General features: G+C 46.3%; 16 protein-coding genes and 1 riboswitch. Of the genes, 10 read left to right on the top strand and 6 right to left on the bottom strand.

Annotation, left to right across the window (positions count from 1 at the left end; genetic code table 11):
• Window positions 1–10: 10 nt before the first annotated feature.
• Entirely contained in the window at window positions 11–871 is an 861-nt protein-coding gene (locus tag KAI37_RS05440; protein ID WP_220030876.1) for a hypothetical protein, read from the bottom strand.
• A gap of 469 nt (window positions 872–1,340) precedes the next feature.
• The gene (locus tag KAI37_RS05435; protein WP_220030875.1) at window positions 1,341–1,817 is read right to left on the bottom strand and encodes an ArpU family phage packaging/lysis transcriptional regulator; all 477 of its coding nucleotides are present in this window, start codon (window positions 1,815–1,817) and stop codon (window positions 1,341–1,343) included.
• A gap of 328 nt (window positions 1,818–2,145) precedes the next feature.
• Here KAI37_RS05435 and KAI37_RS05430 point away from each other — a divergent pair, with 328 nt between their 5' ends.
• The 4 genes from KAI37_RS05430 to KAI37_RS05415 all read left to right on the top strand — a co-directional run bounded on the left by KAI37_RS05430 (window position 2,146) and on the right by KAI37_RS05415 (window position 6,060).
• Complete coding sequence (locus tag KAI37_RS05430) at window positions 2,146–2,619, top strand: helix-turn-helix domain-containing protein (protein ID WP_220027205.1); 474 nt, start codon at window positions 2,146–2,148, stop codon at window positions 2,617–2,619.
• A gap of 11 nt (window positions 2,620–2,630) precedes the next feature.
• Window positions 2,631–3,056 (top strand): ImmA/IrrE family metallo-endopeptidase, encoded by a 426-nt coding sequence (locus KAI37_RS05425; RefSeq protein WP_071639820.1) that lies wholly within the window; start codon window positions 2,631–2,633, stop codon window positions 3,054–3,056.
• 195 nt (window positions 3,057–3,251) lie between these two features.
• Window positions 3,252–5,144, top strand: a complete 1,893-nt coding sequence (locus KAI37_RS05420) for a 5'-nucleotidase C-terminal domain-containing protein (RefSeq protein ID WP_220030874.1) — start codon at window positions 3,252–3,254, stop codon at window positions 5,142–5,144.
• Between the two features lie 244 nt (window positions 5,145–5,388).
• Complete coding sequence (locus KAI37_RS05415; RefSeq protein WP_023987369.1) at window positions 5,389–6,060, top strand: 3'-5' exonuclease; 672 nt, start codon at window positions 5,389–5,391, stop codon at window positions 6,058–6,060.
• 40 nt (window positions 6,061–6,100) lie between these two features.
• Here the strand turns inward: KAI37_RS05415 and KAI37_RS05410 are convergent, their stop codons facing one another.
• The 3 genes from KAI37_RS05410 to KAI37_RS05400 form a co-directional block, all read right to left on the bottom strand.
• The gene (locus tag KAI37_RS05410; protein WP_013309113.1) at window positions 6,101–7,084 is read right to left on the bottom strand and encodes a helix-turn-helix transcriptional regulator; all 984 of its coding nucleotides are present in this window, start codon (window positions 7,082–7,084) and stop codon (window positions 6,101–6,103) included.
• A 71-nt stretch (window positions 7,085–7,155) separates the two neighbouring features.
• Window positions 7,156–7,923 (bottom strand): hypothetical protein, encoded by a 768-nt coding sequence (locus KAI37_RS05405; RefSeq protein ID WP_220030873.1) that lies wholly within the window; start codon window positions 7,921–7,923, stop codon window positions 7,156–7,158.
• Between the two features lie 223 nt (window positions 7,924–8,146).
• Entirely contained in the window at window positions 8,147–8,302 is a 156-nt protein-coding gene (locus tag KAI37_RS05400) for a hypothetical protein (RefSeq protein WP_023987366.1), read from the bottom strand.
• Between the two features lie 313 nt (window positions 8,303–8,615).
• On the opposite strand from KAI37_RS05400, the gene KAI37_RS05395 reads away from it, so the two are divergent.
• The 6 genes from KAI37_RS05395 to queF all read left to right on the top strand — a co-directional run bounded on the left by KAI37_RS05395 (window position 8,616) and on the right by queF (window position 12,979).
• A complete protein-coding gene (locus KAI37_RS05395; RefSeq protein WP_071639817.1) occupies window positions 8,616–9,056 on the top strand; it encodes an SH3 domain-containing protein in 441 nt (146 codons plus the stop codon).
• Window positions 9,057–9,081: 25 nt separating this feature from the next.
• Entirely contained in the window at window positions 9,082–9,786 is a 705-nt protein-coding gene (locus KAI37_RS05390) for an AIM24 family protein (protein WP_013309110.1), read from the top strand.
• Between the two features lie 79 nt (window positions 9,787–9,865).
• A riboswitch (PreQ1 riboswitch) is annotated at window positions 9,866–9,909 on the top strand.
• A gap of 134 nt (window positions 9,910–10,043) precedes the next feature.
• Window positions 10,044–10,727 (top strand): 7-cyano-7-deazaguanine synthase QueC, encoded by a 684-nt coding sequence (gene queC, locus KAI37_RS05385; RefSeq protein ID WP_220030872.1) that lies wholly within the window; start codon window positions 10,044–10,046, stop codon window positions 10,725–10,727.
• Complete coding sequence (gene queD / locus KAI37_RS05380; protein WP_071639815.1) at window positions 10,720–11,211, top strand: 6-carboxytetrahydropterin synthase QueD; 492 nt, start codon at window positions 10,720–10,722, stop codon at window positions 11,209–11,211. The genes queC and queD overlap by 8 nt, the downstream gene beginning before the upstream one ends.
• A complete protein-coding gene (gene queE / locus KAI37_RS05375; RefSeq protein WP_220030871.1) occupies window positions 11,204–12,067 on the top strand; it encodes a 7-carboxy-7-deazaguanine synthase QueE in 864 nt (287 codons plus the stop codon). The genes queD and queE overlap by 8 nt, the downstream gene beginning before the upstream one ends.
• Window positions 12,068–12,481: 414 nt before the next feature.
• Complete coding sequence (gene queF / locus KAI37_RS05370) at window positions 12,482–12,979, top strand: preQ(1) synthase (RefSeq protein WP_013309106.1); 498 nt, start codon at window positions 12,482–12,484, stop codon at window positions 12,977–12,979.
• A 112-nt stretch (window positions 12,980–13,091) separates the two neighbouring features.
• On the opposite strand, the gene KAI37_RS05365 is transcribed toward queF, so the two are convergent.
• Window positions 13,092–13,925 carry a helix-turn-helix domain-containing protein gene (locus KAI37_RS05365; protein ID WP_220030870.1) on the bottom strand — a complete coding sequence of 278 codons (834 nt, stop codon included), beginning with the start codon at window positions 13,923–13,925 and terminating at the stop codon, window positions 13,092–13,094.
• Between the last annotated feature and the right edge of the window lie 122 nt (window positions 13,926–14,047).

The raw sequence follows: 14,047 nt of genomic DNA, 5'->3' as shown, positions 1-14,047 counted from the left end.
TCGGACCACCTCATTTCAAAATAGGATGAATTTCCACTCTGCGAATCAACGCCGCTTCCTCAGCCGGGCGCATACGCCGCTGTACCAGCATCAGCCGAAGCTGACCATCTAAAATGGCATCCGCCTGCAAATCGGCTGAAGCTTCAGCTGTAGACATATAACGGCCTTTGTCCTGATCCAGAGGAAGCTGGATTTGAGCGGCAAAGCCCTCGATCAGTGCGGAAGCTGCGCGGTTTTCTTCAGTGGTGTCTGGGGCAGTAATATGCCCGATGAACCGTTTGCGCAGCTCATACATGGAGGCTCCCGCCATCCTAGTTTCGCAGCCGCTCATCCGCCACAGTACCGCGTGCCGTCCCGGCTGTGCGGGCCAAGCGTCGGCGTATACTAACCACGTTTCGCCCAGTTGCTTCTGCGTCCAGCGGACCAGCGCAGCCAGCCACTCTTCCGGCTGTGTAGTACCGTTTGCTGGAACGGCCGAACCACCTTCCGTCTCAGGCACATACACGCCAAAACGCAGCGTTCTATAGGCCTTGCCCGTAACAGTGTCCAGCTTTTCTGCATCCCGCACACCCAAATAGTGCGCGGTAAAAGCCGATGTGTCCTCACCCGCACCTGTCACTGGTTCCCGGTGCAGCCCGGCAATCAGGGCATTCGCCCATACATCAGCCTGCGCCAACCCGGCTTGTCCTGCGTACAGCTTAATGTGAACAACCTGCCGATAGCCGGCCCAGGAAGACTTCCAGATTTCCTCGCCCAGCGCCATAACAGCATACGGCTCCTCTGCCGTCTGCGACGGTGGCTGAACATCGTATACACGCCCTTGTAGCGCTGGAATAATTTCAATGAGCTTTTGCTTAAAGGCTTGTCTCATCCTGCGGCATGCCACCTTTGCGTCCCCTGCGTTCGCATGTTGTGGCTATTCAGACAGGCTTTTTTCCACTTTCGTGTTCTCATCCGGCGCAGCCTCGTACTCATGCATTGCAGCATCCCTTGCTTAGGCAACACGACTCCTCCTTTCTATTCAACGAATTCCCGGGAACCGACAGAGACGATCACCGCATAAAAAGACCGGCCCTAATGGCCGGCTAACGTTTGACTGTGTGTGTCTTCGGTATGTCCTCTTGTCTTGATTCCCGATGATATAATCTTACACTCTAATAACGAATGCGTTGCCGGGGAAATGGACGATAAAAGCAGAGACTAGGGATGATGTTGGGAGGTTTTTAGAGAACGTGTGTTTCTATTATAAAAAAGGCCTTGATCCCTGTTATTACAGGAAATCAAAGCCTTTTAGGAAATCATTTTAAAATAGAAACGAGAACGAATGGATAATTATTACATTAACCCAGTTTTCGATCCGCGCCCTTCTGCAAGCCCGCCAAATTTAAAACGCCTTGGTCCGCCAGTGCAAGCGCCATTTTGTAAAAAGCACGCGTGCGAAGCTTCGTATACGTATCCTTGCTGACTGGCGGGTCTAACACATAATTGTAAACCTTGTAATCAAACACATCGTCATCCTTTAAATAACGTTCACGGATGAGAAGCTGTTCGCGTTCACTCAAGCGACTCACTACGGCATCCACCATTTCGCAGTAGGCCAAGCGGGCGGCAGGAGCATCTACATTATATACGGCTGTCCGGGCCGTTGGATCGCTTGTCACATTCGTTGGGCCGTTCGGGCGATCCGTATAGCCAGCCGTAATAAAGCTCTCCCGATCCATAAAAGTAATCGTTTTATAAATCCGGTATTTCTCAAACACACCCTCCAACGCATTCTGCGTTTTGCGACGGTCCAATTCGGGTAAGTTATTTCTCATGTAAAGCAACACTCCTTATCTTATGCCTTTTGACAATGATGTATTTTTAAATGAGGTTTTTGCAAAAAATCCAATGAGCGAATTTTGCAAAATCCTGAAATAGAAAAACGCTTATGTTTACATTGTGTTCCCCTTTTGTTCGCATCTTGAGTATAACATAACATTATTTAGGATAGGTATCCATCGTCAAAAAAAGCAGTATAGCTCCAAAAACAGGATATTCGCTTTATTTTCCTATGCCTTTTGGCATATTACGTGCTTTTACTATTTACCTAATGGTATAATAAAACTGATATCTATGATTCTCTTGCAGAAAGGAGCCCCCATTGTGGAACAGCCAGCATTCGGAACTTACTTAAAACAGCAGCGTGAGCACAAACAATGGAGCATCAACCAGTTGGCAGATGCTGCAGGTATTAGCAATTCACAAATTTCCCGCATTGAAAATGGACTGCGCGGAATCCCCAAACCCTCCACTCTCCGCAAAATAGCGGACGCGCTTAGCGTATCCTATACCGAAATGATGAAGGCCGCCGGATATTGGGGAGATGATGATTCAATGGAGCAAAATCCACATGAACTTTATCGTTCTACTGTGCCGGAATGGGCAACCTCCAAAGACCGCCGGGATTTTAAAAAAATGCTGGAGGAAGACGACGAATTAATGTTCGATGGCATTCCGCTGGATGAAAAAGATCGCCAACGGATCAAGGACGTGCTGACAGGTCTGTTCTGGGAAGCCAAACAGATGAACAAACATAAAAAGCCCAAAGAGCCCCGAGCGGGCAAAGATCAGGGATAGTAGGTGAGCGCATGAACGAACTCATTCACAAACTTGTCCGAAAACACCGTACCAACTGCCCCTTCAATATTGCGAAAGCTTTGGGTATCCATATCCGATACTGCGATCTAGGCCCCACAACCAAAGGGCTGTATTACCACAAGCTGCGTAGAAGATTTATCGTTATCCACAATGGCCTCACACCCGAATGGGAACGGTTCGTCTGTGCGCATGAATTGGGACATGACCGACTGCATAAAGGCATTAGCCGCTTTTTTATGGAGGAGCACTCCTACTTTTCTCCAGGAAAATTTGAACAGCAGGCCAATCGGTTTGCCGTGCTTCTGCTGAGTGAAGGAAAACCGCCACTAGCTGACGAAACGTTGGATCACTATTTACCCCGGATCGGGCTGCCCAAAGAGACTGCCCTTTTTTTTGACTACAAAACAGAACATTAGTTCCTATTCTATAAGTTGCTGTTTATTACTTCCTCTACAATAATAGGTAACTAGACGATGTATTTAACAACCGATATCTCAAAAAATTTTAGTACTTTGATATAAAATAGAAGTTATTTTTACAATCATCTGATAAAATGTGGTCGTAAGCGGTTTCTCTAATTCATTCATTTTATGGGAGGTTGAAGGAACAACATGAACTCATGGAAAAAACTCTCGTCGATCCTGACGACTGCCGCGCTTCTACTTGGTTGTCTCGGTACAGCAGCAGCAGACCCCGCAACCAATGTGGGAACGGCAACAGCTCCAGTCAGCGGTAAACACATCACCATCCTACATACGAACGATACCCATGCCCACGTGGTCGCGAACGACAAGGAAATGGGATTTGCCAAGCTGGCGGGTATCATTGATCAGTACCGGGCTTCCAATCCCAATACACTGCTGCTAGATGACGGGGATACCGTTCATGGAACGACCTTCGCTACTTTGGTTAACGGTGAGAGCATTGTGAAAGTGATTAACAAGCTGCGTTATGATGCTATGGTTCCGGGTAACCACGAGTTTAATTATGGTTGGAAGCATCTTGTTGAGCTAAGTAAGGAGATTCAGTTCCCTGTGCTCAGCGCCAATATTAAACAAACAGACGGAACACGTTTGTTCAAACCCTATGTTATTAAAGAAATGGACGGCGTTAAAATCGGTATTATCGGTCTGACTACGCCAGAAACAGCATATAAGACTAATCCCAAAAATGTTGAGGGTATTCAATTCACCGATCCTGCGGCTGAGGCCAAAGCGGCTGTTGATGAAATCCGCAGCAAAGTAGATGTGGTTGTTGTTCTTGGTCACCTGGGGCAGGATGCGTCTAGTAAGGACACCAGCCTCAAGGTTGTTAAGGAAGTGCCTGGCATTGATATATTCATCGATGGACACAGCCATACCGTTCTGGAAAAAGGCTTGGTTAGTGACAATGGTACATTGATCGCTAGCGCAGGTGAATACACCAAATATCTGGGTGTTGTAGACTTATGGGTCGACGGAGGTAAGGTTACGCAAAAGCAAGCCAAGCTGATTGATTCGACTCAAGCAGTCGACGTTCAGCCCAACGCTGAGATTGCTGCATTGATCGCCTCCATTCAAAAGGACCAGGAACCTATTCTTAAAGAGGTTGTAACGCAAACGAGCGTGGATCTGGAAGGAGCACGCGAAAAGGTACGTGCAAGTGAAACCAATCTCGGTGACCTGCTCACCGATGCTATGCGTGACGTTTCGGGAGCAGACGTGGCTTTAACGAACGGTGGCGGCATCCGGGCTTCCATCAAGACGGGGACGGTAACCAAGGGAGACATCATCACTGTGCTGCCCTTCGGCAACCAGATCGTAACCCTGAAAGTGAAGGGCTCTGACATTCAGGCCGCACTGGAAAATGGTACAGCCTCCTATCCAGAGCCAAGCGGAGGTTTCCCGCAAGTATCAGGTATCTCCTTCAAAATAGACACATCCGCAGCTAAAGGGAGCCGTGTTCATTCTATCCTGATCGGCGGGAAGACACTTGATCCTGAGGCAACATACACACTGGCCACCAATGATTTTACTGCCGTAGGTGGTGACCAATATACGATGTTCGCTAAATACCCACAGGCAGGTATGTTCGGCTCGCTTGACGAAGCGTTAATTCGCTACATGCAAAAGGTGGGCTCCGCTAGCCTGCAAGTACAAGCAGACGGTCGCATTCAAGAAGCCAAGGCTGACGGTAAAACTTCTGTCCCTGCCACACAAGCTGCGCCATCTGCTTCAACGGCAACACCTGCACCTGTGCAGGAAAAGCCGCAATCCGTCCCTACACCGGCTGCGAAACCAGCACCCGCAAAACCGGCACCGGCAAAGTCTCAAACAGCCAAGCCACAGCAGACATCCGATTCTGCACAAGTTACAAATAGCCATGTATATGTTGTGAAATCCGGGGATACGCTGTATGACATTTCCCGCAAACATGGTACCACCTGGCAACAGCTTCAGCAGTTGAATAAGTTGAAGAATCCTCACCGCATTTATCCGGGACAAAAGTTAGACCTCCCGGCCTAATTCAATAGCTAGCAAAAACAGCGTCCGGAATCCTGGTGATTTCGGATGCTGCTGTATGTCAGACGTTTTTAGATATGCGATAGTCCAAGCTCATTTGGACATCGCATATTTTTTTTTAAAAGCAAACCTTTTAACCGCTGACAAGTTGTGAACCGAGAGGTATGATGGAGAAGAGTCATTCGGGCAGAGAACATTCATCCCGATATCCATCGGGATCAGTTATATGTGTGGAAGGAGTCTAGAAATGCAATACATTATTTACGATCTTGAATTTACCGTTAGCCGTAACGCCAGATATTCCTCCGAAATCATTGATATCGGTGCCGTCAAAGTTGTTCAGGGAGACGATGGCCTATACGTTGCGGATACGTTTCACAGTTTTGTAAGACCCTCGAATCGGCCTGTACTCTCTACAGATACCGTTCAGTTCACGGGTATTACTCAACGAGACATTGATGCCGCCCCACTATTCCCTGAAGCTGTGAAGCAATTCATAGCCTGGCTCGGTACGGATTCCCCTTATTATTTATGCGCATGGGGCCCGGATGACCGTCAGAAGCTGGTATCCCATTGTCGTACCCATCATGTAGATCTCGGATGGATTCATAATACAAATGATATACAGAAGCAGATTTCCCGTCTGTTTAGTTCCAATGGAAAGTACCGTCAGTTGAGCCTGTCTCAGGCGCTGGAATTGTGCAACATTGACTTTGACGGTCAACAACACCGGGCACTGGATGATGCCGTGAACACCGCGCAGGTTTTCATGTACCATTTTGATCGTATTACATTAGTTCATAATGCTGCTGACGATGAGGAAAGCCGTGGATCGAAGCTCGTCTACTCCTCACCAGAAGAAGAACAGGAGCAGTACAGTCCTTTTGGCAATCTCGCCAACCTGTTTAAGGACCGTTAAGCGGATAGCTCCCCGGCCCGTTCCGGGGGATCTCCCCCTGTTATTCTTGATTTCCTGCCTTTTTATCGAAATAGAATGCCCCCCAGGTCCGCAGCATTTCTTGCATTCGTTTGCGGTACCGTAAAGGCTCCAGGATCTCGGCCTCAGCTCCATAGGAAGTGAGCCAATCCAAAAATTCGCGGTCATGATTGACCGTCACCTCAAACAACAAACTTCCATCCGGCAAATCCTTAAGAAAAGGCTTGATGAACAGCTCCTCTTCTTTGACCCGATATACAGACTCGGCAGAAAAACGTACCACAAACCGGATATTCTGATTTCCTTTGGTCACCGACCAGGTCCCTTTAAAAAACATTTCCATTTCAGTTGTATTTTTTTGAAACGTATACGGCAAAATTCTCATGTTTCGAAATCGGCTGATCCGAAAGGTTCTCATAGCGGATTGCTTGTGACAAAAACCAAGCATATAGAATCGCCGATCCTGCGGGACCAAACAATAAGGATCCACCTGAACTAGTGATACATCTTCATTTTGAGGCGAGCTGTATTCCGCTTCAATGGTCTGCTGCGTAAGACTCGCTAAAACAATCAGCCTGAGCAGATAGGGCTGGTTTTCCCGATCAAGTGTCGAGCCGAGCCGGACAATATTTTTCATTTCCTGCGCGAAGCTCGTCTGGTCCATCTTTTTTTTCTGACTAGAGGCCATCACTTTCTCATAAGCACTTTCAAAAGCTGGCGGTAAAAGAGGCTTTACCGTTTCCATAATCTCTCCCAGCTTTGTAAAAGCCTCTGCCTCTTCTTCCGTCCAATTCAAAGGATACAAAGCAAAATTGCTAATAAAAATGTACCCCTTGCCATGCCCCATATTCGTAATCGGTATATGCATAGCGCTTAGCGCCTCCATATCTCGGTATATGGTACGTTCTGATGTTTCACAACGTTCGGCAAGCTCTCTTGCCAATATCCCTGGATTTGCCTGAACAATAGTAATAATCCGCATTAAACGTATCAACCGATCAGTCAAGGAAGTCTCTCCTTTACAAAAAGATAGTAAATTAGACTCACTATATTACACAAATAAACTAGCATAATTGCCTATCTCAAAATATCATTTTCAGTAAAACGAACATCTTCTAGCGGTATTTTCTTATTAAAAAAGACCTTAGAACTATACGCTGTAAATGATACAAAAGTACCACTCCATTTATTACGTATGCCCAGAAGCAACTCGGCTTCCTGCAGGTAGTCCATATCATCGCTTCTTGCTGCACGTATAAGTAATTCATCTGCTTGTCTGGTAAGGATGAACGCCCCTCGCTCATATTCCCCTTTCTCGTACATACGCAATGCTTTTTTTACAATAGGGGACGTCTCATTCAGCTTTATGTATTTTTCCACCTTCGGGTTGGATGGAATGCTCAGCAGACCAAGATGATGCGTGAAATGGATATAGAGCTGGTCTGTCCGGATCAGCGTTCGCTTTTCCTGCGATGGCTTGCGCCAGCTCCACTCCATCATTCCAATCGTATGTCTTCCGGACGAGTGAGCCGGTATAGAAAATGTCAAAATAGCCTGTCTATATTTTCCCCGCCGTACATCACCACAGTGAACAAACATGCAATCTCCGTTTTCCGAGCGTTTAAAACCGAGCCTTACCCCTTCAGCTTTTAATAGACTTACCCCGTTTTCTGGAATGAACTGGAGTTGAAGGTCACAACCCGCTGCTTTCGGTATTAGATTCCCTTTTCTTTTACGTATAGCTCCATAGCCCCATTCTATCAGTAGATTTACTTGTTTGGACCCATTCGCAGATATGGACTCTTTGTCCCATGTGCACGTTACATTGAGCATTGACTTCACCACTGGTAAATTCCCCCTAAAAGAACATGTAACTCTAAATTAACAGTGTTATCTGACACTATATTGTCAGGGAACGTATGTTTGATTGTGAAAATTATACATGGGAATCTTTATGAAGGGGGACCTAGTTTGGTAAATAACATTTTAAACCATTTTAATTACATAAATGCGCAAAAATAGCCCGGCATATGCCGGGCTATATTATAGTCTACTTCTATATTTAAACTTATGAGATTGTAGTTTCTGTTAAAGAAACTTTCGTTTTTGTGCAAATATCAGATATAGGAGCAAAAGTAGTGCTATCTACGACGAGATCCTTTGATAATGGCTTTCCATTTACAGTGATTTTTAAAGTTTTATAGTTTTGTTCTCTCTCATTCATCTTGCAAAATCTCCTTTTATATCAATTTTTAATATATTTCAGTTCATATATTCAACTTAAGCCCTGATCAGGTGCGGATCGTTCTTTACTCGTATGCTGGGAAAAATGCCGGAATGTTGCCGCTTCCTTGATATACCCGTTTTAAGGTACACTTAAACTAATATATCGACTTTTTTTGAGAACTTTTTCTTCGTATTTGTCGTCCGTTTATTCTAAAATCTGCATCCGAATCGTTATATTATACGTAACCATGTCATATGGGTAATGATCTGTATCATCTAACATCTTGGTTTATCAAAAGGGGGAACATCTCTTGGCACGACCAACTTGTCGTTTTGCTTTGTACCGCCGCATTGTCTGCGTTGCTATAGCACTTTTGTTTATTTTTGGGATAACTCGTGTACCCGAAGTACATGCTGCTTATTGGGATGATGTGTACCAAGGCTTCGAGCAATTTTCGCGGTTGCCCGGTGATGTGTACCAGCTCAAGGAAAGCTACCGACAAACACAGGAGGATCTGGAAAGGGCCCGTAACAGCTTAGAAGCCTATCAGGAGCAAAACGCCCAATTGCTGGAGCAAAACCGCAAGCTGACCGACACTGTCACAGAATTAAAAAATCTTCAAACCCAGCGCGATCAGGCTTCACACCGAAATAAAATGCTCATCATCACAGCTATAATTCTGCTGGCCGGTTATTTTATCGGTATCCGACTGTTGCGTTACGGGATGCGTCGACGTTCGGGAAGATACTAACTGTCTGAAAGGATGAAAGGTCTGAATGGACATACAAGCAGGACAACACCATGATGAAAGTGTCGGTTCGGTCGTAACGCTCGATCTGGCGGAAGGAGAAAAGCTGCACGTTCTGCATCCGCAGCAAATCATCGCATACCGCGGACCCAGCTCAGGCCGTAGTGATAAACTGATGAATATTAAGGGCATGTATCGCAAACACAAACTGATTCAGGCCGATTTCACAGGTGCTTGTCGTCTAATTGCCGCACTTCCGCCTGGCTTTAGTCTGAAAATGATTAAGCTTGAAGGGAGCGATGATCTGTTATACGATTTTCGCAACCTGTTCTGGTACAGCTCCGGTATCCAAATGCGGACTAAGCTGCTAAGCATGAAAAACATGTTGTTTAGCCGCGATGTTATAAAAATGAAATTCGACGGTGTTGGTCAAATCGGTCTTTTGACGCAGGGATTGGTATGTCAAGAACAGCTTCATCCCACAGAGCCGATATATGTGGATGCGAGCAGCGTCATTGCCTATCCCGAAAACGCCAAACTGGAGTTGACCGTGTACGGCAACCATCTGGCCAGCCAGCATATGAACTATCATTTTAAAATGACCGGACAGGGTACCGTACTATTTCATGCTGGGGAACATCATCGGCGGCTCCAACAGGATATGAACGACGATGGCGTGATCAAGCGATTTTTAAGGGAAGTCATTCCATTTGGTGGAGTGTTTATCAAATAGCCCTGCCATGCTATAATGGCAATGCTATAGCCGTCTGTCCTCATGGCAGATACTAATGAAGAAAATCCATGCGTCATGCATGGGAGAGGTTCGCGAACTCCCTCTATAAAAAACTAACGATGCTTTGTCCTCCGCAAGAAAAATGATTTCGCGGGGCAAGGCCTGTTTTTTGTTGAAGTCGGTTCAAGAACTCTCCTTCTTCCAAGTGACAAGACTCCATGTCTTGCACCATTCCAAGAAGATCGAGAGGTTTTTTTATGTTTGCAAACGAAAAAGCAGTCGTCGTATTCAGCGGCGGCCAAGACAGCACAACCTGTTTATTTTGGGCAAAAAAACATTTTGCTGAAGTAGAAACCGTGACGTTCGATTACGGTCAACGCCACAAGCAGGAAATCGAAGTAGCCGCTGGAATTACCCGCGAGCTGGGTGTTCCGCAAACGGTACTGGATATGAGCCTGCTTAATCAACTAGCCCCTAATGCCCTCACACGCACCGACATTGACATTACTCAACAGGAAGGCGAACTGCCTAGCACCTTTGTAGACGGTCGTAACCTACTGTTCCTGAGCTTCGCGGGAGTTCTCGCCAAGCAAAAAGGAGCGCGCCACTTGATTACAGGCGTTTGTGAGACGGATTTCAGCGGCTATCCCGATTGCCGGGATTCCTTTATCAAATCGCTGAACGTCACACTGAACCTTTCGATGGACTATCCCTTTGTGATTCATACCCCGCTCATGTGGTTGAACAAGGCCGAAACCTGGCACATGGCCGATGAGCTGAAAGCTTTTGAATTTGTAAGAACACGTACACTAACGTGCTATAACGGCGTCATTGGCGATGGCTGTGGCGAATGCCCTGCTTGCAAACTTCGCCGTGCCGGACTGGAGCAATATCTCGCGGTGCGCGGAGCTTCATCCCAAGGAGTTGAAGGTCATGCGTGAACCAGGTCCCTTTCGCATTGTCGACAAGCTCCAGCAGTTCGGGACAGACATTGAGCACTCTCAGCTGCGTTATCACCGCAAACGTGTACTAGTCAGCAAACAATTTACATTCGATGCAGCACATCATTTGCACTGCTACGAAGGCAAATGCAAAAACCTGCACGGACATACCTATATCGTCGTGTTTGGCATAAGCGGTATACCGGGTGAAACGGGTCTAACGCTGGATTTTGGTGACATCAAAACGATCTGGAAAGAGCGGATTGAGCCTTTTCTGGACCACCGTTACTTGAATGAGACGCTTCCTCCAATGAATACAACGGCGGAAAATATGGTCGTCTGGATCTTTGAACAAATGGAGTCAGCCTTGACCTCGGATGCATACTGCAACCGTGTCGAAGGTGGACGTACCGAGTTTGTACGGTTGTTCGAGACACCTACCAGCTACGCCGAGTTCCGACGGGAGTGGATGCTTGATGAGTAATACCGTGACGACTCACCAACCCATGACAGCCTCCCACGGCACCAAACTAGCCCCTATTCCCGTACTAGAGGTGTTTGGTCCCACTGTACAGGGCGAAGGTATGGTCATTGGTCGTAAAACGATGTTTGTTCGCACCGCAGGCTGCGATTACCATTGCTCGTGGTGCGACTCCGCCTTTACCTGGGACGGCAGCGCCAAGGACCAGATCCGTCGTCTGAGTGCCACTGACATTTGGCAGGAGCTGAAGGCCATCGGTGGCGAACGGTTTTCGCATGTGACCCTTTCTGGAGGCAATCCTGCCCTGCTACCGCAACTTGGGGAGCTAATTACCCTGCTGCGCAGCCAAGGCATTGCTACCGCTGTCGAAACACAAGGCTCCCGTTGGCAGGAATGGCTGTACGATATCGATGAGGTAACCCTATCCCCGAAGCCGCCCAGCTCTGGTATGACGACCAACTGGGACGTGCTGGATGATATCGTCGCCCGTCTATCGAACCGGAAGATGGCTAATGAGTCCCGAGCTACGTCCAACGTCCCAACCCCAACAGGCTTGAAGGAACCCTCTAATGAATCTGCGCGGCTCTATACCGGAGCTTGCAGCTTGAAGGTCGTCATCTTCGATGACACCGATCTTGCCTATGCCCGCATCGTTCACGAGCGCTATCCACACGTACCGCTGTTCCTCCAGACGGGTAATCCAGATGTGAACACGGAGAACACCGGACAGATTGCGGAGTCCCTACTCCATCGTTATGAATGGCTTATCGACTGTGTCATGGACGATTCCCGACTAAACGACGTAAGAGTACTCCCGCAGCTCCACACGCTCGTATGGGGCAACAAACGCGGCGTATAACACTTATATGTAATATATTCCGTATGGGCTGTATGTGATACACAAGATACGCCAAATTAGTCGAAGTACACCCTCGACACCCAAGTTACAAAACAAGAGAAACCCTCGTCCGTGAGGACGGGGTTTCTCGTAAAATAACGCTCCTTTCATATAGGAGCGAGCACTATTCTCTTCTATCCCACGAGCAGGGACTTTATGGTAGTGACGGCGGTCGGCAGCGAAGCGGAGGATTTGAATCTGTAGAAGCGTTAGCGTTCGCCTTTGAAATGGGATTCTAACCTATACATCTTTCAAATCATCAGAATGAATCCCATTTCAACAGCGATCGGAAGATCAAATCATTCGCGGAGCGACCTCCCCATCACCATAACTCCCTCTCTCTTTTACCAAACTAAACTTAAGGAGCCCCATCCAATGACCGGAAGAACACCCGAAGAAATGACTGACGTTACCCTGCTTGGCAATCAAGGCACACAATACACGTTTGCCTATGATCCCGCCATTCTCGAAAGTTTTGATAACAAACATCCGTATCGGGATTATTTTGTAAAGTTCAATTGCCCGGAGTTCACCAGCCTGTGCCCGATTACAGGACAGCCTGATTTTGCAACCATCTACATCAGCTACATTCCCGATATTAAAATGGTAGAAAGCAAATCACTTAAGCTGTACCTGTTCAGCTTCCGTAACCACGGCGATTTCCATGAAGACTGCGTCAATATCATCATGAATGACTTGATTAAGCTGATGGACCCTCGCTACATTGAAGTATGGGGCAAATTCACGCCACGCGGCGGCATCTCTATTGACCCGTACACCAACTACGGCAAGCCAGGAACGAAGTATGAACAGATAGCGGAGCACCGTATGATGAACCATGATATGTACCCGGAAAAGATCGATAACCGTTAAGCGAATAACTCTCCTGACATAGCGTAAATATCAAGGGGTTGTCCTAAAGTCATCAAATGACAAGGGACAGCCCCTTGGTTGTACTGAAAGGATGCTGTGCATGCTCGTGGCGTTACACATCCAGATCAAATCTTGATTTTTTATACTCATACGGTGTTTTACCCATAACTTCTCTAAAAGCTTTTCTGAAAGATTTCTCGTTTGGAAACCCCACCTCGTAAGAAATTTCTGTAAGTGACTTATTGGTTGAATCCAGTAAATCGATTGCCTTCTCCAAACAAAGGATTTGCTTGTATTCGGTAAACGTCTGGCCTGTATATTCATGAAACATTCGCGACAAATAAGCCTCCGAATAACCGCAGATACGGGCCGTTTTGGCCAGGCTAATATTTTCAGTATAATGCTCTTTAATAAAGTCCATGATTGTCTTTATCTTTCGTTGCTTTTCACTAAATACTTCCGGTGGAATGTCTGCTGCCTGACTAAAATGATTGACAAGCAAATATTTCAGTTCAATAATTCGGCTTTGCTCTAAAATGTAGTCGTATTTGCTTTTGGAAATATGTAGATCATATATATCCATAAACAATCCTCTTAATTTAGAGATTATAGTATCGTCAACTTGTTTCTCTTGCGTGTTTAATTGGATGATTACTTGTTCATTGGCAAAGAAAGTGTCTGGAAATTGCAGCACAATGACTTGGTTCTCCGTAATGCTCTGCGTGGAATGCGGGACATTGCTGTTAATGAATAGCGCATCCTTTTCCATCAAAATAGTTATTTTTCCTTCATGCCACACCTTTAGACTTCCACTTGTACAGTAGATCAACTCCATATTGCTGTGAAAATGCATAGGAATGACTCTTTCTGTATCTCTGGATTGGAACATAAAAAGGTTAATCATTTTTTTTCTGTCTATTTCGATATGTTCATATATTTTTTTCATCACCACACCTCATCAGCCAGCCACGAGTGATCCATCTGTATTCTATATTAAGCAATAAACTCTTATACTAATACTCATACTATACCGATAGTAAAATGCTCGGACAAGCAGAATCTATTCAA

The organism is Paenibacillus sp. S25 (assembly GCF_019454085.1).
Taxonomy (GTDB): domain Bacteria; phylum Bacillota; class Bacilli; order Paenibacillales; family Paenibacillaceae; genus Paenibacillus; species Paenibacillus polymyxa_B.
Note: the sequence above shows the minus strand (reverse complement) of the source record. Positions and strands in the feature narration are given on the sequence as shown.

Excerpts from the sequence above, each read along its gene's own strand:
- KAI37_RS05415 (WP_023987369.1), top strand. The coding sequence starts at position 5,389 with ATGCAATACATTATTTACGATCTTGAATTTACCGTTAGCCGTAACGCC.
- KAI37_RS05390 (WP_013309110.1), top strand. The coding sequence starts at position 9,082 with ATGGACATACAAGCAGGACAACACCATGATGAAAGTGTCGGTTCGGTC.
- KAI37_RS05440 (WP_220030876.1), bottom strand. The coding sequence starts at position 871 with ATGAGACAAGCCTTTAAGCAAAAGCTCATTGAAATTATTCCAGCGCTA.
- queE (WP_220030871.1), top strand. The coding sequence starts at position 11,204 with ATGAGTAATACCGTGACGACTCACCAACCCATGACAGCCTCCCACGGC.
- KAI37_RS05365 (WP_220030870.1), bottom strand. The coding sequence starts at position 13,925 with ATGAAAAAAATATATGAACATATCGAAATAGACAGAAAAAAAATGATT.
- queC (WP_220030872.1), top strand. The coding sequence starts at position 10,044 with ATGTTTGCAAACGAAAAAGCAGTCGTCGTATTCAGCGGCGGCCAAGAC.
- KAI37_RS05425 (WP_071639820.1), top strand. The coding sequence starts at position 2,631 with ATGAACGAACTCATTCACAAACTTGTCCGAAAACACCGTACCAACTGC.
- queF (WP_013309106.1), top strand. The coding sequence starts at position 12,482 with ATGACCGGAAGAACACCCGAAGAAATGACTGACGTTACCCTGCTTGGC.
- KAI37_RS05400 (WP_023987366.1), bottom strand. The coding sequence starts at position 8,302 with ATGAATGAGAGAGAACAAAACTATAAAACTTTAAAAATCACTGTAAAT.
- KAI37_RS05420 (WP_220030874.1), top strand. The coding sequence starts at position 3,252 with ATGAACTCATGGAAAAAACTCTCGTCGATCCTGACGACTGCCGCGCTT.
- KAI37_RS05435 (WP_220030875.1), bottom strand. The coding sequence starts at position 1,817 with ATGAGAAATAACTTACCCGAATTGGACCGTCGCAAAACGCAGAATGCG.
- queD (WP_071639815.1), top strand. The coding sequence starts at position 10,720 with ATGCGTGAACCAGGTCCCTTTCGCATTGTCGACAAGCTCCAGCAGTTC.